Here is a 22203-nt window from a genome sequence, read left to right on the forward strand (position 1 = left end):
CCACACAAGCCAAGCCAGAAAGAAGGCCTTGGCTGTGAACAAAAAAGGAAAGTCAACATGACCTTGACGCGTGATTTCAGGCAAACCGTGGTTGAACGTGTGCAACGTGATCCGGCTTTTGCCAAAGCATTGCTTGATGAAGCGGCCACACTGTTTTTGAGCGGTGAGCCCGATTCGGCGCGGTTGATTCTGCGCGATCTGGTCAACGCCACCGTTGGGTTTAAAGGCTTGGCCGAACTGACCCACAAACCCAGCAAGAGTCTGCACCGCATGCTTTCACCCAAAGGCAACCCCAGCATGGACAACCTGGCTGCCATCTTCGATGCCATCAGAAATTGGCTCAAAGTGACTTTCGATGTCCGCGTGGTCGAGCTGGCTTAAACCGAAGAAATGACACGGCTGCAGCCCTAAAAGTACCCTCAATTACCCAAAGGCAGATGAATTATCTTTTTCCAGATAAAACTGGGTATTTGCACAATCGCCCTCCACCAACCCGCCCTGACCCAACCTCGACTATCACTAAGGCCGTCATGACTCGCATGCACAACCCTCCGCACCCCGGGGAAGTCCTTCGGGAATATCTGGGTGACATCACCATCACCGAGGCCGCTGTCAAGCTGGGCGTCAACCGAGTCACGCTCTCGCGTGTGGTGTCTGGCGCCTCAGGCGTTTCGGCTGACATGGCCTACCGCCTCGCGCAAGCCTTCGGCACCAGTGCCGAAATGTGGGCGGGCATGCAGATGCAATACGACCTTTATCAGGCGGGCAAGGTCAAACGTCCCAAGATTGAGCGCTTCGCAGCTTGATCGCCGACAGCAGCCACTGACCGAGCGTTAGACCCTTTAGTTACACCCCCAGCACTACCTCAGTCAAAAAAAAGGGAACTTTCCATTAACATCCAAGCTCACTTTGTGAGCACCAAATGGGTCTTAATTGGAACGAAATCAAATCCAGGGCATTGCTTTTCAGCAAAACCTGGGCCGACGCCTGCAACGAAGACAGCCAGGCCAAGCCCTTTTGGATCGATTTCTTTGAAATCTTTGGCATCACCAACAAACGCGTTGCCACCTTTGAGCTGAACGTCAAAAAGCTGGGCGGCGCACAAGGCTTTGTGGACCTGTTTTGGCCCGGCGTGCTGTTGGTGGAGCACAAGTCGCGCGGCAAAAGCCTGGACGACGCGTTGGACCAAGCCATTGGCTACCTGCACAACCTGCCCGAGCGCGACCTGCCCCAGCTGGTGGTGGTGTGCGACTTTGCCCGCTTTCGGGTGCGCCGCTTGGGCACGGGCGAAACGGCGGAGTTTGAGCTCAAGCACCTGCACAAACACGTCAAGCTCTTTGGCCTGCTGGCGGGCTACAAGGTGCAAGACATTCAGGCCGAAGACCCGGTCAACATCAAGGCCGCCGAACGCATGGGCCGCCTGCACGACGCCCTGAAGGCCAGCGGTTACAGCGGCCACGCGCTCGAGGTGCTGCTGGTGCGCCTGCTGTTTTGTTTGTTTGCCGATGACACCGGCATCTTTCAGCCCGCGCAATCGTTCAGGGACTTTGTGGAAGAACGCACCGCGCCCGACGGCTCGGACCTGGGGCCGCGCTTGGGGCAACTGTTTCAGGTGCTCAACACGCACGAGAGCCAGCGCAGCAAAAACATCGACGAACAGCTGGGCCAGTTTGCGTACATCAACGGCCGCCTGTTTGAAGAAACCCTGCCCATGGCCGACTTCAGCACCGCCATGCGCGAAGCCCTGCTGGATGCCTGTGCACTCGACTGGTCGGCCATCAGCCCGGCGATTTTTGGCAGCCTGTTCCAAAGCATCATGGACGAGAAGGCCCGCCGCAACCTGGGCGCGCACTACACGTCTGAGGCCAACATCCTCAAGCTGATCAAGCCCCTGTTTCTGGACGAACTGCACGCCGAGTTTGAGCGCGTGAAAGGCCATCGCAACAAGCTGTTTGAGTTTCACAAAAAGCTGCGCCAGCTGACGTTTTTTGACCCGGCTTGCGGGTGCGGAAATTTCTTGGTCATCAGCTACCGCGAACTGCGCGAGCTGGAGCTGAAAGTGCTGCGGGCCGACCACGAACTGAGCGCCCACAAAGGCCAGCTGACGGTGGACGTGCATGGCCTGATCGGCGTGAACGTGGACCAATTCTTTGGCATCGAGATCGAAGAGTTTCCGGCACAAATTGCCCAAGTGGCCCTGTGGCTGGTGGACCACCAAATGAACCTGCGCGTGAGCGTGGAGTTTGGTCTGTACTTTGCCCGCATCCCGCTCAAAAGCTCACCGCAAATACGCCACGCCAACGCGCTGCGGCTGGACTGGAACGAGGTGCTGCCTGCGGAGCGGTGCAGCTATGTGCTGGGCAATCCGCCGTTCTTGGGATACAGCTACCAAAGCAAAGACCAAAAAGCAGACCTGGCTGCCGTGATGCAAGGTATCCACGGCGCGGGAGTTTTGGACTTTGTGTGTGGCTGGTACATCTTGGCCGCAAGGTATTGCCAAGGCCAAAAAACACACACTGCATTTGTTTCCACCAACAGCATCACACAAGGTGAACATGTGGCCGTGCTTTGGGGTGAGATGCAACGTCTGGGCATGCACATCCACTTTGCCCACCGCACGTTTCAGTGGAGCAATGAAGCTAAAGGCAACGCTGCCGTGCATTGCGTGATTGTGGGTTTTAGCAACGAAAACCAAGCTGTCAAAACCATTTACGAATACGAGGACATCAAGGGACTACCGCTTGCCGTCTCAGCGAAAAACATCAACCCGTATCTCGTAGATGCCCCGACAGTTTTTTTAGAAAAGCAGCGTGCACCACTTTTTACATCCGCACAAATGACAAGAGGCAGCTCGCCAGTCGACGGCGGAAACTTGTTAATGAGTGATTCAGAAAAAGAAGCACTCTTGGCTGTTGAACCCAAAGCAGCCAAATGGATTCGCCCGTATTTGATGGGCGATGAATTCATCAACAACATTGGCCGGTGGTGTTTGTGGCTGGTCAACAGCCCACCAACGGAACTTCGCGCCATGCCCTATGTGCTCAAGCGCGTTGAAGGTGTCCGCGCCATGCGCGAAGCCAGCACCAAAGCTGCAACCGTAGCGCTTGCCAGCACACCAACCCTGTTCGGTGAAATTCGCCAACCCAAATCAAAACGCTATTTGGCGATTCCAAAGGTTTCTTCCGAGCGCCGCCAATTCATCCCCATCGGTTATCTGGACAGTGACGTCATCTGCGGCGACAAAATCTTCTTTGTCGACGACGCCTCGCTGTTCACCTTTGGGGTGCTGACCAGCACGATGCACAACGCCTGGATGCGTTACACCTGTGGACGTTTGAAAAGCGATTACAGCTACTCCAACACCATCGTCTACAACAACTACCCCTGGCCCGGCTTCGCTGGCGAACCTCTAAGCGACAAACACCGCACCGCCATCGAACAAGCCGCCCAATGCGTGCTCGATACCCGCACCCAATTTGCCAGCTCATCACTGGCCGACCTCTACGACCCGCTGACCATGCCCCCGGCCCTGCTCAAGGCCCACCAAAAACTAGACACCGCCGTAGACGCAGCCTACCAACCCAGCGGCGGCAAAAAGACCTACGCCTCCGACGCCGAACGCGTGGCCTTCCTGTTCGAGCTGTACCAACGCATCACCAGCTTGCTGCCTGCGCCAGTAGCCAAGAAGAAAAGCAAATCCAAATCCAATGAAAGTTAAAAGTCATGAGCGGATTGAGCCATCGAAGAAAGCGGGGGATTTACGCAAGTGCCCTCTTTGCAGCGCTTCCAGACTGTCGTGTGCACATCCTAGGGGGCCCTGTCACGACCACATTCCGGCAACTAGAGCGTCATGCTCGTTGACAACAACTAATGCCATGAGCCAGATAGGGGCTGAAGTCAATCCCGACGAGATCGTTTGTTTAGTGCACCGCACCTCCGATCAATCGGTAACCAGTAGATAATTATTTGAAAGTGAAAGATAAAAATGGCATTTTTTTCGCAGGAGCAACTCGATGGACTGACCATCGCGCGAATGATTTTTCACGTGGTGGGTCCAGACGCCGACAAAATGGTTTTGCTCGAGGAAACGGATCCCAGCCCGTTCGCTGATTTCTTTCTAGCGCGACTCAAGTCCACCAACGGTGGCCTTATGTTCAATTTCGCCGACGGTTCACCGCTTGAGGCCGCGCTTCGGCGAGTGAACCTTGACCAAAATGTATTCGAAGCAGAAACCAAGAGTTTAGCGACACAATTTCAGAACCAGCACAGTGGCGCGACAAGCGAGGGAGCGTTCATGATCTTCGTATTGGAGTCCCTAGGTCAGACCTACTTTGCGCTGGTCAAGTACGATCACGAGTCAGTTTTGACATACGCTATCCAGCAGACGGCAACAGGAAAAAAGGCGGCCATAGCGGAATCACACGAAACGTTCGTGAAGTCAGCAGATGCTCTTCAAAAGTCAGTGCTCATCAAGCTTGACGACTTAGGTGGGGAGCTGTGCGTGCGCGATCGTGCCGCGCCCGCAAAAGTTTCAAAATACTTCCAAGGCTTTCTTGGAGCAAATCGTCGCTATCAACCCGAGATGTTGACGACCACTTTATGCAAAATCGCGAGGGATGTCGCGAAGAAACACTCCGAGATGCTGGGCCCGTCTGTCATGAACGACCTAAACAAGCGTGTATATGAATACGTGCAGAACACAGTGGGGTTCGATCCGGCGAACAAAGAGCCATTCCTCGCGGCCGTTTATGGGGCGCTACCAGAAGAGTCGCCTGTACGTGTGGCATTTGATCGTGAACTGAAGAATCTACGCATCGAATCCGAAGCTTTCGAATTTCACAAAGCTTCGGTTCCTCGTCCCGCAAAGAGAAAGTTGATCACTACGGAAGGCATCGAGGTTATCTGGGATAGGAACTACGAAAATAACGTTCGTCAGACCTCATTGGAGGACGGTCGAATTCGGATCACAATCGAAGCCGGTGGAATAAAGAGCGAAGATGACTTTAGCGATAAGAATCCACGAGCTGGTTGACGCCATACTCCTTGCGGGAGGTGGGTCATCTGAGAGGCTCGATCGGCTCGATTTACATGGTCGCCTTGACCAGGAGCAACTACGCGGCTGGGCAGAAGTGTTGGCGGCGCTGCCGGCAGTAGGTGTGGATTCAGTCTCCGCCATTGATGCCTTGGGCGATCAGGTCGACCTTGCAACTGCCGCGGCGGAGTTAGTTGGCCAGGAACTGCGCATCCAGGTCTCGAAGTTCTCCAGTCCGACGACCGCCTTTTGCCTCACTACCGATGGAATAGGTGCGGTCTTTGCCGATTACGAAGTGTCGTCCTTAGTCAGGCAAGTCTGGGTCGCATGTGACTTCGATCGGTTCAAAACGGAGAGTTGCCGGATTGACCCGTGGACTGACGACGCGTCTGAAGCAGAGGCGGAAGATGAGGAGGCCCGAGTGCCTGATCCTCGTCGTTTAGTCAAAGATTTTGTCGGTGGACGAGTTCCCAAGAGCATCTCACCATATCTCCTCACCTCAGGCGAGCCGGTGCCATCGAAGGTATTTGATAAATGGAAAGATCTAGCTGTCGTCCGACTACTGCATTCGCTGGTCAATGAAGTCATCTCGACGGGCGGCGAAGAAGTTGTCATCACAGGTACTCGACCCAGAAAGATCGAAAGCAACCTCAATTCTCCATATTCCGCGGAACTGTTCACTGCTGCCACAGAAGCGGCAAGGTGGGTCTATGCCTCGGGACGTGATGTCGACACTCGTTTCGCTCTTTTTACCTACGAGCTTTCCCGCGAATGGCCAGATGCATTGAACTTCAAAGATGGTTTTGCGGCTCGTGGGGTGCTGTCGCTTGAGGCTGCAAAGACAGCGTTTCGTGCACACGTTCAGGAGACGAGTAAAGACACTCTGAAATCGCTCGGAGATCTGCGGAAGACTCTCAGTGAAGAGGTGACAAAGGTTGTCGCGCAGACGCGTGATCTTCTAGGCACGATGTGGCGCGACTTCATGATCGCTGCGACTGTATTCCTTGGCCGCATTGTTTTGCTTGGTTCCGATAAGCCGCTGAGCAATCCTGGCCCTCTTAGGGCGCTGCTAAGCGGAGCGGTGATCTTCTTAGTCCTCAGTCTCTTCCTATCGCTGCGGACGAATGCGAAGTTCATGAGCATCTCGTCTGCCAGCCTTTCCGAATGGCGCCGAAAGCTCTACGGCTTCATGAATGATGACGATTTCAACAAACTCGCCAATGTTCCACTAGAAGAATCTACTCGCGAGTACAAGCGCGTAGTTCGCTGGGTCGCCGCCGCGTATGTAGTAGTAATAGCCTGCCTTCTTTGGACTGCTTGGGGCGGAAACGCCAAGCAGAGTGCCGGTAGCCTTTTAGGTACTCTGCAGGGAACGGCCGCGAGCACGCCACCGGCGTCCGTCACTTCGGCTGCTTCGGCTGCTTCGGCTACTGCGGCTACTGCGGCTACTGCGGCTAACGGGACAATTTCAACACAAACTCCAAGCGCTGCGTTCCCCCGGAACACCGGTTTATCGACGCTTCCGCCTGCATCCGGAAAGCCCAACGCCAACGGTCATTAACGCGGACGGAACTATTCTGCATGGCTTTTTAGAATCCCATGGCGCTTAGGTGTCAGCTATATGCAGGTGCAGACGTTCGCCTCTTAAGCACTAGCCGCACCCAGACTAAATCCAGCCTCTATAGATTTGCACACACCGACTCGGCCTGACTCACTGCAGTGCCGTGCACATGTTAGGTACCAGTGCGCCAGGGCTCAATGTCCAACCCCTGACCTAATGCAGTCGATCTGTTAGATGTCCCGCTGGCTTTCCCATCTTGAAAACGCCCTCACCTCATCCTTTGATCGCTTTTCAATACCGTGCGAGCCCCGTCACCGTATCGGATAAACAGCCTAATCCGCTCAAAACAAACTTGCGTTCCCTCTTCGCCGCAATGGCAATCACCGATTCAAATCTGTTTGCCCACCTCATGCGCCGGGCGGTAGCCCCCCACCCCCTTCACATACGCCAAAAACTCCCCAAAAAACGGATGGCTGCACAGCGTGGACGAATCGCCCACCAGCAGCCGCTTGCGCCGTGCGCGGACCATGCCGACATTGATGCGGCGGATATCTGACAGGAAGCCGATCTCGCCTTGGGGGTTGCTGCGCGTCAAGGTGATGGCAATGATGTCGCGCTCTTGGCCCTGAAACGAATCAACGGTGCCTATGCCGGGCCTGCTTTGCAGCAGCAGGTCATGCAGCCGTCAAAGGCTCCATGCGCACCACGGCACGCGCTCCCACGGCACTGGCAAAGCGTTGGACGGTTCGCATGGATGGCGTGCCCCTGCCACTTTCGATGCGGGCCACCACGCTTTGGGTCGTGCCCATGCGTGCGGCCACATCGCCTTGCGTCAGGCCCGCTTTCATACGCGCTGCAATCAGTTCACGGGCCAACTCAAACTCGGGTGCTTGTGCGTCATAGGCTTGGCGAACGGCGGGGTTGGCCAGCAGTTGGGCTTTTACGTCTTTCAGGCTTTTCACGTCGATTCCTCCAAGCGTTTCAATGCGGTTTCAATCGCGCTTCGTGGTGTGGTCTGTGTCTTTTTCACAAACACGTGCAGCACCAGCATATTGCGCCCCTGAACGGCGGCGTAAACGGCACGGGCAATGCCATCGCGGCCCGTCATGCGCATTTCCCACAGCTTGCTTTCCAGTGGCCGTATGTGCGGCAAGCCCACACGCTGCGGCCCTAGCTCTTCCAGCATTTCACCGATGTGCAAAAACCGAGCTTGCATATCGGTGGGGATGGTCTGCAATTCACGCTCCGCCAGTGGATGCAGGGTCACAGTCCACTGGGTTTCGAGTATAGCCTTTTTGCTATCTTTTGGCTTTTTCATGCAGCTCCCCTAGGTCTCGCTTTATCCATGCTTTGTCAGCATGTAGGCATTTTTTATGCGTTAGCTTAGCGTGACATTTGCCGCAATGGCAATCCCCGATTCAGGCCTGTTTGCCCATCACATGCGCAGTGCGGTAGCCCCCCCCACCCCCTTCACATAAGCCAACAATTCCCCAAAGAACGGGTGGCGACACAACGTGGATGAATCGCCCACCAGCAGCAGCTTGCGCCGTGCGCGGGTCATGCCCACATTCATGCAGCGGATGTCAGGCAGGAAGCCGACCTCGGCTGACTTTGACTGAATGACTCGGCTGGTGATAAAGTAGGTACGTTTTCATGAATACATTCCAAGGAGGGTGCCATGCTCGCTACCGCCAAAGTTTTTACCAACGGCCACAGCCAGGCGATTCGCTTGCCCAAGGCATTTCGCGTAGATGTCGATGAAATGTGGATTGCCCGCAACGAGGTGACTGGGGAAATCACGCTCAAGCCCAAGGACACGGAAACATTGCGCCAGCGTCGACTGGATGCGCTGATGGCTGCCATTGCGGACAACCCATTGCCCGACAACTTTTTGTCAGATGCCAGCCGGCAAAACGATCCACCCAAAAATCCGTTTGCGGACTGGAATACGCCAACAGCCCCCAAAGCCTCCGTTAAACGCACCGCCAAAACCAAGGCCCGCAAGTGATCAAGTTTTTGGTGGACACCAACATCTTGGGCTACTTCGCACGCAACAGCTCTGCCGCGCTGCAAACGCGCATGTTGGTGGCGCTCAAAAAGCAGGAGGTCGCCATCTCCGCCATCACCCGCGCCGAAACTCGGTTTGGGCAGGCACTGCTGCAAGCCGAAGACAAACGCCGCCGAACCATTGATTTGCTGCTCAATGAGTTGCCCGTTTTGCCATGGACGCTGGAGGCCGCAGACTACTATGGAGAAGTTGCCGCCCACCTGCAGCAAACCGGGCAGCCCATTGGCGAGATGGACACCCAAATCGCCGCGCACGCATTGGCGCTGGGCCTGCCCTTGGTAACCCACAACACACGGCACTTCAAGCGGGTGCCGGGCTTGAAAATTGAGGACTGGATGACGTGAAAAAGAAGATCGTTTACACGGATGAGCCCATGGGAGATGTTGAGGTGGTCGCAGATTTTCTGCCGTCGCCTGCCGAGCTGGCGTTCAAGGAAGATGGCGTGAAAGTCACGCTGGCCTTGAGCAAGAGCAGCGTAGACGAATCGCAGCAAGATCAGGCCTCAATGTCCACCTCATGCGCCGTGCGATTGCCCCCCACGCAATTCACATAAGAGCAGCGGGTCACCACGCAGCCGTCAAAGTTCTGTTCGTCGCTCAAGATGGATTTGACTCCATATGTCTTTAAGTCCATAATTTCGCAATGACTTGGACTGTTCTGTTTCACGACGCCTTCAACGCTGAGTTCGAAGCTTTGGTCGAGGAGCTTCAAGACGAACTCTTGGCACATGCCAAGTTGCTGGCGATGTTTGGACCTGATTTGGGGCGACCTACCATCGATACCCTGAAGGGTTCACGACACAGCAACATGAAGGAACTTCGGTTTTCCTGGAATGGTCAGGTTTGGCGAGTGGCCTTTGCCTTTGATCCCCGCCGACAAGCCATCTTGCTTGTGGGTGGAGATAAAGGTGGGGCAGATCAGCGCAGGTTTTACAAGCGCTTACTCACGGTGGCCGATGCGCGTTACGACGATCATCTGGGCACTTTGAGTCAATCAACCTAGGAGTCCAAAAATGGCAAGAAAACTCGATGACGTGATGGCTGCGCTGCCCAAAGATCGCAAAAAACGGGTGGAGGATCGGGCCATGGAGTTGGCGACACTCAAAGACCTTCGCCATGCAGCTCAGCAAACACAAGAGCAAATGGCTGCCGCCTTGGGGGTGCGTCAGGACACCATTTCTCGTTTGGAAAAGCGCAGCGACATGCTGCTTTCAACGATGCGCCACTATGTGGAGAGCATGGGCGGCAAGCTGGAACTGGTGGCCAAGTTTCCTGATCGCCCGTCCGTGGTGATCGACCACTTGGGAGGTGAAGTCACCCTCAACAAGCGCGCAGGTGCTGCTCGACGTTCACGGGCAGCGGCCTAGTTGCCAACTGATGTACAACTAGCACCCCCCTTGCGTTGCAAGCCCCTGACGGCTATTGATTCGGCACGGTGAAGTTTGGATTTTGTCTTTGCACATTGAAGTTTGATTTTTCTTTGTCATCCCGGCCTTGAGCCGGGATCCACAGTGCACAGCAGGTCTTCGCAAATGGCAATGCTCAACGCTGGATCCCGGGTCTTCGCCCGGGATGACAAAGATGGATCAACAAAACAGGTCATTCATACTTCATCGGGACGGATCAATGACGAATCGAGTCGCGGCTGTTTCAGCCCTGATTGCCCACCACATGCGCCGTGCGATAGCCCCCCACCCCCTTCAAATAAGCCAACAACTCCCCAAAAAACGGATGCCTGCAAAGGGTGGACGAATCGCCCACCAGCAGCAACTTGCGCCGTGCGCGGGTCATGCCGACGTTCATGCGGCGGATGTCAGACAGGAAGCCGATCTCGCCTTGGGGGTTGCTGCGCGTCAAGGTGATGGCAATGATGTCGCGCTCTTGGCCTTGAAAAGAATCGACGGTGCCCACGCTCAGCCTGCGTTGCAGCAGCAAGTCGTTCAGCACGGCGCTGTCTTCGATGGCGTCTTTCAAGTAATTGATTTGGGCGCGGTACGGTGCGATCACGCCAATGGTCAGTGGGCGCTGATCTGGCGCAGTGGGTTCGCCCAGCGCAAGCAGCTGCGCCAGGCGCTCCAGCAGCAAGTGGGCTTCTTCGGGGTTGGCGGTTGAACGGCTCTCAGGAATGGCCAGTTCTTGATAAGCGCAGCCCGCCGTGTCGATGAATTCCACGGGCAGGTCGGACGAAAAACGTGGGTCATTAAAGCGCGGGTCATAAGCGGCTAGGTCAGCGTCGCGCACGCTGGGGTGTGCCACCAGTTGGCCGCCATAAAACTTCTCTGAGCTGAAGCCCATGATGTGCGCGTGCATGCGGTATTGCACCTTCAGCATGCGGGCCGTGTTGGGTTGGCGCTGGATGCACTTTTCAAACAAGGTTTCGCGCAGGCCTTCGCGGGCGGCTTTTTCGCTTTTCACCGTGGGCGGCAACTGGTGGTGGTCGCCCGCCAACACCAGGCGCTGGCCCTTGGCAATCGGAATCCAGCAACCCGGCTCCAGGGCCTGAGCGGCTTCGTCAATGAAGACGGTCTCAAAGCCCAGGTGGCGAATGTGGCGGTTGCTGGCACCCACCAGCGTGCAGGTGATGACTTGCACCGATTCGAGCACGTCCTCGGTCATGAAGCGCTCCAAGTCGTCGGCGGCTTGGCGCAGCGTGCGTGCTTCTTCGCGCAGCTGTTGGCGGTGCTGTCGCCCCTCAAAACCAAAATTGCGGACGCCTTCTTTGGCCAGTTCTCTGGCCGTCTCGCGGTGCTGCTCGGCGGTTTGGCGCATCGCGTGCATCTTGGCGTAGCTGGCGTGGGCCATCACCCCGGCGTCGAGCGTGTGCTTGAGCAGCAGGTCCGACACGCGGCTGGGGTTGCCCAAGCGGATGACATTCACACCGCGCTCAGCCAACTTTTCGGTCAGCAGGTCCACGGCGGTGTTGGAGGGGGCGCACACCAGCACGCGCCGCTCGCGCCGGATGGTTTCCAAAATGGCTTGCACCAGCGTGGTGGTTTTGCCCGTGCCGGGCGGGCCGTGGATGATGGCCACGTCTTGCGCCGTGACCACATGGCGCACAGCGGCCAGCTGCGAGTCGTTGAGCGCACTGGGGTAAAACAGGTCGTCGGCTTGGGGCTCGCGAAAAGTTGCCTGTCGGGCGCCCAACAGCACGTCGCGCAGTTCGGCCAAGCGGTTGCCGTGTGCGGCCATGACCGCGCTCAGGGCCTGGTTCATCTCGCGGTAGCTGACCTCGTCAAAGGTCAGGTCAACACCCAGCGTACTGCCGTCCAGCACCCAGTCGGGCAGCGCTTCTTTGGTGGTGGCCAACAGCAGCTTGTTGCGCCGCACGCGGGTGACCACGCCGCTCACCACGGGCCGGTCAGGCCCCGAGTAGCCGGGCGCACTGCTGAACAGCGCCGCAGCCGCCCCCACCTGAAACAAGTGCAGGTCTTGCCGATGCGCTGGGCGCTCCAGCTCCAGCACCACCTTGCCGCCAAAACCGATGTCTTCTTGGGTGATGGTGACGGGGTACCAGGTCAGGCCACGCCGACGGCGCTCTTTGATGCTGGCACTGGCGTTTTTGAGCTTGAACTGCGCCTGGTCTTCCTGTTGCTCAAGGTGCATGAGCGCACGCACATGGCGTAACTCACTTTGAACATCATGTTGAACAGCGCCAAGCGCGGTGAGGGTCGGGTCTTGGTCAGTCAAAGGTAGAGGTGTGAGACGAAAGTTTCACCACATGGGTTTTGTGTGAGCCAGTCATGGCCTTTTTGACGACCTTGTAAATGTCGAGATCAAACTCAAAGTCTTCAGAGCGAGCGATGTCGTCCAGCTCATCGTGGTCGTTGGCGGTGCCCAAGTAACACCATTTGTTGATCACCAACATGCTGTGGCCGTCCTTGATGGCGACTGCCCCCTCAAATGGCCAAACCGGAACCTTGTAAAGCTGAAGGGCCGTTTGCAGCTTCAAGTTGTGCACCGCCAAGGACACTTGGCCAATGCAAGCGCCTTGGCATTGTTTGACTTGGTAGCCAAAACAAGGCTTGCCCTCCTCCACCTTCTCCAGGCCCAGCAGGGCCTCACACAGTTGGTATTTTTTAGCGACGGCTGCCAAGTAAGCCAGCGCTTCTTTCTTGTTGCTAAAGAGCCCGTACAAATGGTCTTGAAAGCCAGGTTGCAAATGCTTGTGCGTGATGAGTGTGGGGCGTTGCAGGCCGGAAGGTTCTGGGCTCAATTGCCAGGCGCACAGGTCTTTGGAGCGGCGCAGCTTGATGTTCGCGCTGGGCATGCGCTCTTTGATGAGCTTGGCCTCCAAGATCAAAGCGCTCAACTCGCCGCCCGTCTCGATCCATTCGATGTGGTGCACCTGTTGGGACAGTTTCATCTCTTTGCGCACGGTGAGAGCACTTTGGAAATGGCTCATGACGCGGCTGCGCATCGTGATGCTTTTGCCGATGTACAAAGGCGCTTTGTGCTCGCCATAAAAAATGTAGCAGCCCGGCGTGTCGGGAATGGCGTCAACAACAGATTGGCTGATGTGGGGCGGCAAGCTCACACTGCCCAGCAACTCATTGACCGCTTCCAGCAAGCGCGCTGGGCCAAAGGTTTTTTCACACACACGCCAAAACTGGAGCAGCAAATCGGCGTCGCCCAAGGCGCGGTGCCGTGCACTGACCGTGAGCCCGTGCGCTGCGATGATGGTGTCCAGGTTGTGCCGGGCCTGCTGCGGAAACAGCAGCCGCGAGAGCTTGACGGTGCACAGCACCTTGGGCCGAAAATCCAGACCCAAGCGCTTAAAAGAGGCTTTGATGAAGCCGTAGTCAAAACGGGCGTTGTGCGCGACAAAGATCTTGCCTTCCAACTCTTTTTTGATTTGCAGCGCAAGTTCGTCAAATGGGGGTTGGCCCGCCACCATGTCCGGCGTGATGCCCGTCAGCCTTTGGATGTTTTGCGGGATGAAGGTTTGGGGGTCCAGCAGGCTTTCCCAAACTGTTTCTTGGCCTTGGTCCAGTGTCTTGATGCCGATTTCGGTGATCCGGTCACGTTCGGAGTTGCCACCCGTGGTTTCGATGTCGACAAAGGCAAGAACAGGGAATTCGGTGTCTGGGGGGTTCATGGTTGGGCCATGGGTGGGCGTAAGTGGGGATCGTACCTAAACCCACAAAGTGTGATGGCTGTCAGGCCCATTGCGCAAAGCTTGGCGGCGCGAACCATAATCAGTGGCACAGGCGTTCTGGCATCACGCCTCCAGCACACCGCACACTCCCCTCACGCACCACGGCTCGGATTCATGTCTGTTTTAAGTTTAATTTCAGTGGGGCATGCCCACATGCCCGGCGAATGGCTGTTTGAAGACTTGTCGTTTGACTTGGCATTGGGTGAGCATGTGGCCATTCAAGGCACGTCAGGCTGCGGCAAGTCCACCTTGCTGAACATCATGGCCGGGCTCGAAGTCCCCACCCAAGGCGAGGTGCATTGGGCTGGCCAGCCCACCTCTGCATGGTCGGCTGAGCAGCGGCGCGCTTGCCGCCAAGCAGACATGGGCTTTGTGTTTCAGGCATTTCACCTGTTGCCGCATTTGTCAGCGCTGCAAAACGTCATGGTGCCTTGTTTGTTGGGCGGCGCGTCGGGTCAGGACGCCGCGCAGTCGGCGCGGGAACTGTTGGGGGACTTGGGCTTGGCCACACGGCTGGACGCCAAGCCCACCAGTTTGTCTGGTGGTGAACAGCAACGCGTGGCACTGGCGCGTGCGCTGGTGCATCGGCCCAAGGTGGTGTTTGCCGACGAGCCCACCGGCAATCTTGACACCGACACTGCCGCCAAGACTCTGGCCCTGCTCGTGGGCTTGTGCCGAGAGCGCCAGACCAGCCTGGTCATGGTCACCCATTCGGACGAGGCGGCAAGGGCCATGGGCAGAACGCTGCGCCTGACCAAAAAGGGTTTGGTGTGTTGAAGTTGACGGGCCAGCAGGTGCTGTTCTGGTGGCTGCTGAAGGGCGCTTCCATCCAGGCCTGGACGCGCTGGTTGGTGGCGCTGGTGATGGTGGCCATTGGCGTGATGCTGGCGGTGGCCATCCATACCGTGAACCATTCGGCTCTGGCCTCGTTTGGCCAAGCCCTGGACACGGTCAATGGCCAAGCGTCGGCCCAGTTGGTTGCGCCTTTGGGCGAGATGGATGACCGGCAGATCGAAGATTGGGACCGCCGCAGAGCGGCTTTGGGCATTCACACCGTGAGCCCTGTGCTGGTGGTGCGCACCGACCAACTGACGGTGCTGGGCCTGGATGTTTTCAAGGCCGCCGTTGTGTCGCCGTCTTTGTTGCCCTCAGCAGCAGGCGATGCCAGTGATTTGTTTGATGCCAAGGCGCTGTTTTTGTCGCGTGCGGCCTTGGACGCTTTGAATGTCAAAGTGGGCGACAGCATCAATCTGCGGCATGGCCTGGATTCGGTGTCTTTGCGGGTGGCAGGCGAGGTGCCAGGCGCTGCATCTCAAGTGATTGGCGTGATGGACATTGGCAGTGCGCAATGGGCCTTCAACCGCCTGGGTGGGGTGTCCCGGCTGGACCTGCGCCTGGAAGACTGGCAAAGCACACAGGGGCTGAGTGATGCCTTGAAAGCGCAGTCTGAACCCCTGCAATTGGTGGCCACGCAAGACCGCGACCGGCGCATGTCGCTGCTGTCGCGGGCCTACCGGGTGAACCTGACGGTGCTGGCCATGGTGGCCTTGCTCACGGGGGGCTTTTTGGTGTCCACAGCGGTGCATTTGTCCATTGTTCGTCAGCGGGCCGAGTTGGCTTTGTTGGGTGTGCTGGGGGCCAGCGAGTCGTGGCTTCGGCGCTTTGTTTGGGCGCAAGGCGGGCTGATCGGCGCTTTAGGCGGTGCGTTGGGGGTGGGCATGGGCTTGTTGTTGGCAGCCGTTTTGATGCGCATCGTGGGGGGTGACTTGGGCGGCAATTACTTTTCGGGTGCGCCTGCGGCCATGGTCATTGACTGGGTGGCCCTGTTCGTTTTTGCGATGTCCGCGGTGCTGATGGGTTTGGCGTCGGCGTGGCTGCCTTTGTCGCAAATCAACTGGCGGCGGCCCATGGCTTTGTTGCGTGCAGGCCAAGCCGAAACACTGGTGCTGAGCTTGCCCACCTTGAAGTGGAGTCTGCTGTGCACTGCAATGGCCATCACTCTGCTCATGTTGCCCACGCTGGGTGGCTTGCCCTGGGCTGCCTACGGGGCGATTGCGGCCCTGCTGTGCGCCGGGCTCTTGGCTGTGCCTTGGATTTTGTCCAAGCTCTGGGGTGGGCTGTCGCGCAGGGTGGCGGCGGTGCGTGTTCCGGCGGTGGTGCGCTTGGCCGTTTGGCGGCTGGCGCAAGCGCCCTCTGCGGCCACGCCTTTGATCGCGGGCACGGTGGCGGCGTTTTCATTGACGGTGGCGATGATGGTCATGGTCAGCAGCTTCAGAACTTCGGTCTCCGATTGGTTGGGTTTGGTGCTGCCCGCTGACCTGTACACCAGCAGCCAGTCCATGGTGGATCAGCCGGGGTTTGACCCATCGGTGCAAGCCTTGGTGGCCCAAGTGCCCCAAGTGCAAAAGGTGGAAACCAGTCGGCAAAGAAACCTGCGCCTGGTCAACGACCGCCCTGAGGTGGTCTTGATCGCGAAGCCTGTGAATTGGCAAGACCCCATGCAGTCTGTCGCTCTGGTCGGTTTGTCCAAGTTGCCGCCTGCGGATGGCCCCAAGCATAGGGTGGTTTTTGGCTCCGAGGCCATGGCCGATTTGTACGGCTGGCGTGTGGGCGAAGTCGCCAGCTTGCCTCTGAACCCGCAGGGCCCATCCAAGGTGTGGGTCGGCGGCTTGTACAGAGACTATGGCCGCCAACATGGCTCTGTGGTGATGTCAACCGCAGACTACGAAGCCCTCACGGGGGACCGTTCGCGATCCAGTGTTTCGGTTTGGCTGGAGAACGGCGCAGACACAGCGCAAGTCATCTCCCGCATACAGGCCCAAGTGCCTGAATTGACGCAGCTCAAATGGGTCAGTGCCAGCGATGTGCGCCAGCTCTCGCTCAAAATTTTTGACCGCAGTTTTGCCATGACCTACGCTCTGGAGGCCGCCGCTTTGTTTGTGGCCTTGTTTTCGGTGGCGGCGGGCGTCACGGGTCAGTTGCTTTTGCGACGGCGCGAGTTCGGCTTGCTGGCGCACTTGGGGCTTTCACACAAAGACAGCTTGCGCCTGGTGTCGCTAGAGGTTGGCTTGCTCTTGGCTGTGGCGGTGGTTTGGGCCAGTGTTTTGGGTGGTTTGATGAGCCAGATCTTGATCCACAAAGTGAACCCCGAGTCTTTTCACTGGACCATGAACACGCACTGGGATGTGGGGCAATGGTGGGTGATCAGTGCGATGCTGCTGATGCTGGGCGTGTTGGCCGCACGCTGGGCGGCAGGCCAAGGACTGGATTCAAAACGCTTGGCTGAGAGCCTGAGGGCCGATTGGTAAACCGCATGACACAACCCCCTTCCAATCGGCGGCTCGCCATCCAGACTGCTGCCATGATGGTGGCCGGTTTGTCACCTTGGCCTGCCCAAGCGGCAGCTGCAGACACCCCGTTTTACCCGCCGGTCAAGCCGCGCCGCTTGAACTTTCCCAGAGATTACGGCTCGCACCCCGAGTACCGCACCGAGTGGTGGTACCTGACGGGTTGGCTGGGCGAGGGACCATCGGCCATGGGGTTTCAGTTGACCTTTTTCCGCAGCCGAACCCAGCATGCGCCCGAGAACCCCAGTCGGCTGGCGCCAACGCAATTGCTTTTTGCGCATGCGGCCTTGGCAGTGGCCCACAAAAATGTTTTTTTGCATGCCAACCGTGCGGGGCGTTTGGGCGGTGCTTTGCGACGCGCAGAAACTTCGGACACCGATGTGCAGTTTGAGGATTGGCATTTGCGCCGAGAGCAAGGCTCAGCGGGCGAGGTGTACACAGGCCGCTTTGCAGGCGAAGGTTTTGCCGTGTCTTTTGATGCCAGCGCGGCGCAGCCCGCCCTTTTGCGCGGCCAAGAGGGTTTTTCGTCCAAAGGCCCCGAGGCCTTGCAGGCCAGCCACTATTACAGCCGTGCGCCTTTGGGTGTGAAGGCCGATGTGACGGTGGGAAAAGAGACCCAAAAACTGGTGGGCAAAGCTTGGTTTGATCACGAGTGGTCCAGCCAATTGTTGATGGCCGGGGCTGTGGGCTGGGACTGGCTGGGCATCAACTTGCTGGACGGCGGCACGCTGATGGCTTTTCAGATACGCAACGACAAAGCGGCTGCGATTTATGCCCATGTGGACGCCCGTGACGCAGCAGGTCGCCCAGCCAAAGGCTGGCAGGGCCTGCGGTGGCAGAGCGCAGGCCGTTGGCGCGCCAAGTCCTTGATCGACTACCCCATCCCCATGGACTTGTGGGTGGGCGATCAGCGCTTCAGATTGGTGCCGCTCATGCTGGGCCAAGAGGTGGATGCACGCGCCAGCACAGGCGGTTTTTATTGGGAAGGCGCGGTCAGTCTGATGCAGGGCGAACGTTTGCTCGGCCATGGTTATTTGGAGCTGACGGGTTACGGCGCGCCTTTGAAAATTTGACCCTTGCAGGATTTTGAGACTGTCATGGGCTTGGTGGCTGTGCAGACTGCACTTTGTGTTTGACGAATTTCACCAGGCCTTCGCTGGCTTCTTCAATCAAGTCCAACACATGCTCAAAACCATGGTCTCCACCGTAGTAAGGGTCGGGGATGACCGGGGCCTGCGTGGTGAGCAAAAACTCCGCCAAACCCCGGATCTTGTGTTGGTGGGTCGAAGGGCATCTTTCTTCCAAAAGCGCACGGTTGTCCCAGTCCATAGTCAAGAGCAGATCGAATTCCTCAAAGTCTCTATCCACGACAGGTCTGGCCCGCAGGTGTGCAAGCTCGTAGCCTCTTTTGAGTGCATGCTTTTGGCTGCGCTCATCGGGTGGCGCGTCGGGGTGAAAGTTGTGCGTGCCTGCCGAGTCAATTTGGACCTTGTGCAAGAGATTGCGCTCAGACAGCCGTTTGAAGAAAACAGCTTCGGCTGTGGGACTTCGGCAAATGTTGCCCATGCAGACGAACAGGATTTTGTAAGTGGCTTCGCTCATGTCGTGGCGGGTCTTGGGGTGGTTTATTTTTTCGTCGGTTTGGGGGCGCGATTTTGCGTGAAGACCAGGCACGGATCTTCACGCTCAACCTGGGGCACCACATGCACATGGTCGTACCATTCGGCATCATTTTGATCGGTGTTTTCAACATACCCATGCACTTGGGTTTTGGCCTGGTTTTGGGGCGTGAGCCACTGCATGACCCCCGCGTCTTTTCTGACATGGCCGTTGCCAGCGATCAGCACAACGGGGGCATTCGAAACACCATTGACCACATGGGCCATCCACACATCGCGTGCGATCTGCCCCTGAACCATGGGGCCAATCGCTTGGGTGGGCAACATGTTGCAGTGGCCCTCCTGGATGGCTTTGTTTTGTGCACTCAGAAGTTGACCGGGGATCTGCTTGAGTTTGTACTTGTCAACCATTTGCGGGCCCAACACAGCGGCAAAGCCATGGGTCATGACTTTGCGAACATCCACATTTGACAAATTGGCCGCGACCAGTTTGATTTTTTTGTCCAGTGCCCATTGCACATAAGGCCTGTAAAAACGCCACTCCCAGCCAGTCGTTCCCGCTTTGGCCACAACACAATCCACGTCTGGGCATTGCGACAGCGCAGCGTCTAAAACGGCTTGTTTTTCACGGTCAAACTGCTCCATCGCCACCACGGGTTGTGGCCCTTGTTCGATCAGTTGCCTGACCCGCTCCAGTCGGCGTTGGTGACCGTGTTCGTTGTCATGAACCTCACCCAAAAAGAATATCTTTGTACTGTCTTGGGGTGTCTTGGCATCAGGGCTTTGCGAGGCCGCGGCAAAAAACGTGCTGGGGACTGCGAGAGAAAAAACCGCGAGGGCGCAGCGAAGCCGATGCAGACGAATGCTGGCGTTGTTCATTTTTTGCAAGGCAAATGTTCACTGGACCGATAAAAAACTTCCCAAAGCTTATGGCAGGCAGCCCGGAGGATGGCACCCGCTTGGGGCTATCCCCCCAATGAGGTCTGGGGAATTGGTTTGTCGGGGCACACTGGCAATGTTTGACGCGGCCCTCGTTATCGCCGCGTCATCATTTACACAGAAGGAAGTGCCGTGGAGGCCAAATTTTCAGAGCGTCTTGCCAGCCTTTCCGAGGGGGATATTTCCGTCATCATTCAGATGGCCTGGGAAGACCGGACTGCGTTTGAAACCATTCGGGAGCGCATGGGTTGGTCGGAAGCGGATGTCATTCGCCTCATGCGGCACGAGCTTCAGCCCAATTCTTTCCGGATGTGGCGCAAGCGCATGAAAGGCCGAACGACCAAACACCGGGCGCTGAGAAGCCCAGACATGAAATTCGACGACCATTTGATTGCCGACCACCGACGCGGCAATTGCTGATGGATTGAACCACGACAAGCGGACACGACCACACCACCAGGCGCCGCCACGCCGTGGACAACAACACGCCTTTGGCGGCATCCCTTTCGCGCAAGGTCGATGGCGGCTTCACCGCCATCAGCCCCGCTCTGCATCGCCCGCCTGCGCAGATGCGGGCAACCCAAAGACCCGGTCGAAGCACCAGGTGAATGCGATGGCATAGAAGAAAAAGAACGCCAGCAAACCCAAGTTGGCCACCAAGGCAGCGGTGGGCGAAATGTCGAGCCACAGCGACATGACGGGCAAAAGAATGATCACCAGCCCGCCCTCAAAACCCGCCCCGTGGGCCAGCCGCCTGACAAAGGAGCGGCCACGCACCGATTGGCGCGACTCCCAGCGCTCAAAGAGCCAGTTGAAAACGTAGTTCCACGTCAGTGCAATGCTCGACAACACGACCGCAAGGCCCAAGGTGGAGGTGGGCGACTTGTCAAAAGCCACACTCAACACGGGCCCGACCACAGCGATGGCAATGGCTTCGTACAAAAGGGCCTGGAAAACGCGGCGGGTGGTGGGGGTCATGTTGGGGAAGGCGGTGAGGTGAACAGCAAGGAAAGAGCACTAGCAGGCGCGTGTTTCAGAAGTTAACACGTCATCCTCGTCAGGCGCTTGGCCGCCTTGACGGCTCAAGAATGCCAAAGCTGCATTGACATCGCCAACTGGTTGGCCGTTTGCGGCCAACGGCTCAGCTTGAGGGGATGCGCTGGTGCGCAACGGGCTGCGGTCCAGCCCGCCGCGTCGAAAGGCAGCCATGTCGCCTATGGATTTTTCAATACGTACTTTATGACTCACGAATGACTCACGCCGCTAAACTCAATGAGTTCAAAACGCTTATGGGGTTAATTGTGAAAACACCTTCACGCCATTTGATTTTATGGGTTACCGGCTTGCCTTTCTGATGCGGTCGAATTTTCTTGTAACTTATAATTCACATGTTTGAAGTTGGTGATTACCTGACCGCGCAAGGCGATGACCCTTATGCACTGTGGTTGATGTCACTGGCGGATCGACAAGCCAGAGCCCGAATTTTGATTCGGGTAGGCCGAATGGCCAGCGGCAATTTTGGCGATGTGAAACCGGTTGGCGAAGGCGTTTGGGAGGCCCGAATTGATTGGGGGCCGGGGTACAGGATTTACTACGCACAGGCCGGACAGCGCTTGATCTTGCTGTTGGTCGGTGATGACAAGCGAAAACAGCAAGCGGACATTGAACAGGCCCACCGTTACTGGCTGGACTGGCAAAACAGGAGAAAGCTCAAATGAACATCAGAACCAGCCGCCCGCATGACGAAGCCGTTGTGGAGATGCTCAAAGCCGATCCTGAGTTTGCCAAAGAATACCTCGCCGTTGCACTGGATCAAGCTGATCAACCCGGCGGTCAACAAGCTTTGTTGGCGGCTTTGCGGCACATCGCCGAGGCGCAAGGCATGTCTGCGGTGGCCGAGAGAGCGGGCATGCCTCGCGAAAGCTTGTACCGGGCACTCAGTCCACGCGGCAACCCCACACTCAAAACCTGGTTGGCTGTGTTGAACGCCACCGGATTGCACTTATCGGTGGCGCGGCCTCAAGTTTGATGTCTTTTTTGACAACTTTTTTGGCTCTGATGAATTTCAAGTGGGTTGCCCAGCATGAGGATTGATAGCGTGGAAGTCGAGTCTCCCGGCGATCAAGAAGATGACAGTCTTGATCGTTGTGATTCGCGTAAACCCACGCGCACGACGCTTGGATGCCTGGAACAAACCGTTGATGGCTTCGAGGAATCCGTTGGTCTGGCGTGTCTGCGCCCAGGCCACGATGCCTTCCATATGAGCGCGGATCATCTTGGCAACGTCCTTCATCGGTTCGACCTTGGAGCGCATCACGCATGTGCACCAGTGATCCAGCATGGTTCGCACAACGTTGATCTGCTTTCGATCAAGGATCTCACGCAACTGCTCTTTGTAGGACCACGCCCTGGCCGTGCGTTTGACGGTCATCTTGGCCATCAACGCATCCAGTTCAGCTGCCGCCTCCGGTTTGAGCTTGGCT

26 protein-coding genes are annotated in these 22203 nt (G+C 57.2%); 16 read left to right on the plus strand and 10 right to left on the minus strand.

Going from position 1 to position 22203, the window contains the following annotated elements; genetic code table 11:
• Positions 1-57 precede the first annotated feature (57 nt).
• The 5 genes from AMM33_RS14955 to AMM33_RS14975 all read left to right on the plus strand — a co-directional run bounded on the left by AMM33_RS14955 (position 58) and on the right by AMM33_RS14975 (position 6593).
• Positions 58-381, plus strand: coding sequence for a helix-turn-helix domain-containing transcriptional regulator (locus AMM33_RS14955; RefSeq protein ID WP_090142099.1), 324 nt, complete (start codon positions 58-60; stop codon positions 379-381).
• Positions 382-530: 149 nt separating this feature from the next.
• Complete coding sequence (locus AMM33_RS14960) at positions 531-806, plus strand: HigA family addiction module antitoxin (protein ID WP_090142100.1); 276 nt, start codon at positions 531-533, stop codon at positions 804-806.
• 116 nt (positions 807-922) lie between these two features.
• Complete coding sequence (locus AMM33_RS14965) at positions 923-3718, plus strand: DNA methyltransferase (RefSeq protein ID WP_090142101.1); 2796 nt, start codon at positions 923-925, stop codon at positions 3716-3718.
• Between the two features lie 267 nt (positions 3719-3985).
• On the plus strand, positions 3986-5032 hold the full coding sequence (locus AMM33_RS14970) for a nucleoid-associated protein (protein WP_090142102.1): 1047 nt from the start codon (positions 3986-3988) through the stop codon (positions 5030-5032).
• On the plus strand, positions 4998-6593 hold the full coding sequence (locus AMM33_RS14975; protein ID WP_194945482.1) for a hypothetical protein: 1596 nt from the start codon (positions 4998-5000) through the stop codon (positions 6591-6593). The genes AMM33_RS14970 and AMM33_RS14975 overlap by 35 nt, the downstream gene beginning before the upstream one ends.
• Before the next feature lie 388 nt (positions 6594-6981).
• Here AMM33_RS14975 and AMM33_RS14980 read toward each other — a convergent pair whose 3' ends face one another.
• From AMM33_RS14980 to AMM33_RS14995, 4 genes are all read right to left on the minus strand, one after another.
• Positions 6982-7275 carry a C-terminal helicase domain-containing protein gene (locus tag AMM33_RS14980; protein WP_090142104.1) on the minus strand — a complete coding sequence of 98 codons (294 nt, stop codon included), beginning with the start codon at positions 7273-7275 and terminating at the stop codon, positions 6982-6984.
• A complete protein-coding gene (locus tag AMM33_RS14985; protein ID WP_090142105.1) occupies positions 7268-7555 on the minus strand; it encodes a helix-turn-helix domain-containing protein in 288 nt (95 codons plus the stop codon). Before AMM33_RS14985 ends, AMM33_RS14980 begins: the two co-directional genes overlap by 8 nt.
• Positions 7552-7911, minus strand: a complete 360-nt coding sequence (locus AMM33_RS14990) for a type II toxin-antitoxin system RelE/ParE family toxin (protein WP_090142106.1) — start codon at positions 7909-7911, stop codon at positions 7552-7554. The genes AMM33_RS14985 and AMM33_RS14990 overlap by 4 nt, the downstream gene beginning before the upstream one ends.
• A 117-nt stretch (positions 7912-8028) precedes the next feature.
• On the minus strand, positions 8029-8229 hold the full coding sequence (locus tag AMM33_RS14995) for an AAA domain-containing protein (protein ID WP_090142107.1): 201 nt from the start codon (positions 8227-8229) through the stop codon (positions 8029-8031).
• 42 nt (positions 8230-8271) lie between these two features.
• Between AMM33_RS14995 and AMM33_RS15000 the strand changes: the two genes are divergently transcribed.
• The 5 genes from AMM33_RS15000 to AMM33_RS15020 all read left to right on the plus strand — a co-directional run bounded on the left by AMM33_RS15000 (position 8272) and on the right by AMM33_RS15020 (position 10027).
• Positions 8272-8601, plus strand: a complete 330-nt coding sequence (locus AMM33_RS15000; protein WP_090142108.1) for an antitoxin — start codon at positions 8272-8274, stop codon at positions 8599-8601.
• Positions 8598-9005, plus strand: a complete 408-nt coding sequence (locus AMM33_RS15005) for a type II toxin-antitoxin system VapC family toxin (RefSeq protein ID WP_090142109.1) — start codon at positions 8598-8600, stop codon at positions 9003-9005. Before AMM33_RS15000 ends, AMM33_RS15005 begins: the two co-directional genes overlap by 4 nt.
• Positions 9002-9214 (plus strand): hypothetical protein, encoded by a 213-nt coding sequence (locus AMM33_RS15010; protein WP_090142110.1) that lies wholly within the window; start codon positions 9002-9004, stop codon positions 9212-9214. Before AMM33_RS15005 ends, AMM33_RS15010 begins: the two co-directional genes overlap by 4 nt.
• Before the next feature lie 89 nt (positions 9215-9303).
• Complete coding sequence (locus tag AMM33_RS15015; RefSeq protein ID WP_090142111.1) at positions 9304-9663, plus strand: type II toxin-antitoxin system RelE/ParE family toxin; 360 nt, start codon at positions 9304-9306, stop codon at positions 9661-9663.
• Positions 9664-9673: 10 nt separating this feature from the next.
• Positions 9674-10027: a helix-turn-helix domain-containing protein gene (locus tag AMM33_RS15020; RefSeq protein ID WP_090142112.1), complete on the plus strand. Its 354-nt coding sequence runs from the start codon at positions 9674-9676 to the stop codon at positions 10025-10027.
• A gap of 283 nt (positions 10028-10310) precedes the next feature.
• Here the strand turns inward: AMM33_RS15020 and AMM33_RS15025 are convergent, their stop codons facing one another.
• Together AMM33_RS15025 and AMM33_RS15030 are read right to left on the minus strand one after the other, a co-directional pair.
• Positions 10311-12263 carry an IGHMBP2 family helicase gene (locus tag AMM33_RS15025; protein WP_228768163.1) on the minus strand — a complete coding sequence of 651 codons (1953 nt, stop codon included), beginning with the start codon at positions 12261-12263 and terminating at the stop codon, positions 10311-10313.
• A gap of 76 nt (positions 12264-12339) precedes the next feature.
• Positions 12340-13755, minus strand: coding sequence for a 3'-5' exonuclease family protein (locus AMM33_RS15030; protein WP_090142114.1), 1416 nt, complete (start codon positions 13753-13755; stop codon positions 12340-12342).
• A 213-nt stretch (positions 13756-13968) separates the two neighbouring features.
• Here AMM33_RS15030 and AMM33_RS15035 point away from each other — a divergent pair, with 213 nt between their 5' ends.
• From AMM33_RS15035 to AMM33_RS15045, 3 genes are read left to right on the plus strand one after another with little or no spacing between them, the layout of a single operon-like run.
• A complete protein-coding gene (locus AMM33_RS15035; protein ID WP_090142115.1) occupies positions 13969-14592 on the plus strand; it encodes an ABC transporter ATP-binding protein in 624 nt (207 codons plus the stop codon).
• Positions 14586-17123 (plus strand): FtsX-like permease family protein, encoded by a 2538-nt coding sequence (locus tag AMM33_RS15040; RefSeq protein ID WP_194945483.1) that lies wholly within the window; start codon positions 14586-14588, stop codon positions 17121-17123. The genes AMM33_RS15035 and AMM33_RS15040 overlap by 7 nt, the downstream gene beginning before the upstream one ends.
• Positions 17124-17128: 5 nt before the next feature.
• Positions 17129-18235, plus strand: a complete 1107-nt coding sequence (locus AMM33_RS15045) for a lipocalin-like domain-containing protein (protein WP_090142117.1) — start codon at positions 17129-17131, stop codon at positions 18233-18235.
• Between the two features lie 22 nt (positions 18236-18257).
• On the opposite strand, the gene AMM33_RS15050 is transcribed toward AMM33_RS15045, so the two are convergent.
• The gene (locus AMM33_RS15050) at positions 18258-18764 is read right to left on the minus strand and encodes a low molecular weight protein-tyrosine-phosphatase (RefSeq protein WP_090142118.1); all 507 of its coding nucleotides are present in this window, start codon (positions 18762-18764) and stop codon (positions 18258-18260) included.
• A 23-nt stretch (positions 18765-18787) separates the two neighbouring features.
• A complete protein-coding gene (locus tag AMM33_RS15055; RefSeq protein ID WP_228768164.1) occupies positions 18788-19519 on the minus strand; it encodes a ChaN family lipoprotein in 732 nt (243 codons plus the stop codon).
• Between the two features lie 333 nt (positions 19520-19852).
• On the opposite strand from AMM33_RS15055, the gene AMM33_RS15060 reads away from it, so the two are divergent.
• The gene (locus tag AMM33_RS15060) at positions 19853-20140 is read left to right on the plus strand and encodes a TIGR03643 family protein (protein ID WP_255350703.1); all 288 of its coding nucleotides are present in this window, start codon (positions 19853-19855) and stop codon (positions 20138-20140) included.
• A 117-nt stretch (positions 20141-20257) separates the two neighbouring features.
• Here the strand turns inward: AMM33_RS15060 and AMM33_RS15065 are convergent, their stop codons facing one another.
• Entirely contained in the window at positions 20258-20698 is a 441-nt protein-coding gene (locus AMM33_RS15065; protein WP_090142121.1) for a PACE efflux transporter, read from the minus strand.
• Between the two features lie 410 nt (positions 20699-21108).
• Here AMM33_RS15065 and AMM33_RS15075 point away from each other — a divergent pair, with 410 nt between their 5' ends.
• Positions 21109-21438, plus strand: coding sequence for a type II toxin-antitoxin system RelE/ParE family toxin (locus AMM33_RS15075; RefSeq protein WP_090142123.1), 330 nt, complete (start codon positions 21109-21111; stop codon positions 21436-21438).
• A complete protein-coding gene (locus AMM33_RS15080) occupies positions 21435-21749 on the plus strand; it encodes an addiction module antidote protein (RefSeq protein WP_090142124.1) in 315 nt (104 codons plus the stop codon). Before AMM33_RS15075 ends, AMM33_RS15080 begins: the two co-directional genes overlap by 4 nt.
• 36 nt (positions 21750-21785) lie before the next feature.
• Here AMM33_RS15080 and AMM33_RS15085 read toward each other — a convergent pair.
• Positions 21786-22203, minus strand: a 418-nt coding sequence (locus tag AMM33_RS15085) for a transposase (RefSeq protein ID WP_194945484.1), incomplete at its 5' end; no start/stop codon positions are given.

It is taken from the genome of Limnohabitans sp. DM1 (assembly GCF_001269385.1).
GTDB lineage: Bacteria > Pseudomonadota > Gammaproteobacteria > Burkholderiales > Burkholderiaceae_C > Limnohabitans_A.

Bases quoted from the DNA above. Each gene is read 5' to 3' on its own strand.
- AMM33_RS15080 (WP_090142124.1), top strand. From the start codon at position 21,435: ATGAACATCAGAACCAGCCGCCCGCATGACGAAGCCGTTGTGGAGATG.
- AMM33_RS14970 (WP_090142102.1), top strand. From the start codon at position 3,986: ATGGCATTTTTTTCGCAGGAGCAACTCGATGGACTGACCATCGCGCGA.
- AMM33_RS14965 (WP_090142101.1), top strand. From the start codon at position 923: ATGGGTCTTAATTGGAACGAAATCAAATCCAGGGCATTGCTTTTCAGC.
- AMM33_RS15050 (WP_090142118.1), bottom strand. From the start codon at position 18,764: ATGAGCGAAGCCACTTACAAAATCCTGTTCGTCTGCATGGGCAACATT.
- AMM33_RS14960 (WP_090142100.1), top strand. From the start codon at position 531: ATGACTCGCATGCACAACCCTCCGCACCCCGGGGAAGTCCTTCGGGAA.
- AMM33_RS15045 (WP_090142117.1), top strand. From the start codon at position 17,129: ATGACACAACCCCCTTCCAATCGGCGGCTCGCCATCCAGACTGCTGCC.
- AMM33_RS15025 (WP_228768163.1), bottom strand. From the start codon at position 12,263: ATGCACCTTGAGCAACAGGAAGACCAGGCGCAGTTCAAGCTCAAAAAC.
- AMM33_RS15030 (WP_090142114.1), bottom strand. From the start codon at position 13,755: ATGAACCCCCCAGACACCGAATTCCCTGTTCTTGCCTTTGTCGACATC.
- AMM33_RS15015 (WP_090142111.1), top strand. From the start codon at position 9,304: ATGACTTGGACTGTTCTGTTTCACGACGCCTTCAACGCTGAGTTCGAA.
- AMM33_RS14955 (WP_090142099.1), top strand. From the start codon at position 58: ATGACCTTGACGCGTGATTTCAGGCAAACCGTGGTTGAACGTGTGCAA.
- AMM33_RS15000 (WP_090142108.1), top strand. From the start codon at position 8,272: ATGCTCGCTACCGCCAAAGTTTTTACCAACGGCCACAGCCAGGCGATT.
- AMM33_RS15075 (WP_090142123.1), top strand. From the start codon at position 21,109: ATGTTTGAAGTTGGTGATTACCTGACCGCGCAAGGCGATGACCCTTAT.
- AMM33_RS15065 (WP_090142121.1), bottom strand. From the start codon at position 20,698: ATGACCCCCACCACCCGCCGCGTTTTCCAGGCCCTTTTGTACGAAGCC.
- AMM33_RS14975 (WP_194945482.1), top strand. From the start codon at position 4,998: ATGACTTTAGCGATAAGAATCCACGAGCTGGTTGACGCCATACTCCTT.
- AMM33_RS14990 (WP_090142106.1), bottom strand. From the start codon at position 7,911: ATGAAAAAGCCAAAAGATAGCAAAAAGGCTATACTCGAAACCCAGTGG.
- AMM33_RS15020 (WP_090142112.1), top strand. From the start codon at position 9,674: ATGGCAAGAAAACTCGATGACGTGATGGCTGCGCTGCCCAAAGATCGC.
- AMM33_RS15035 (WP_090142115.1), top strand. From the start codon at position 13,969: ATGCCCGGCGAATGGCTGTTTGAAGACTTGTCGTTTGACTTGGCATTG.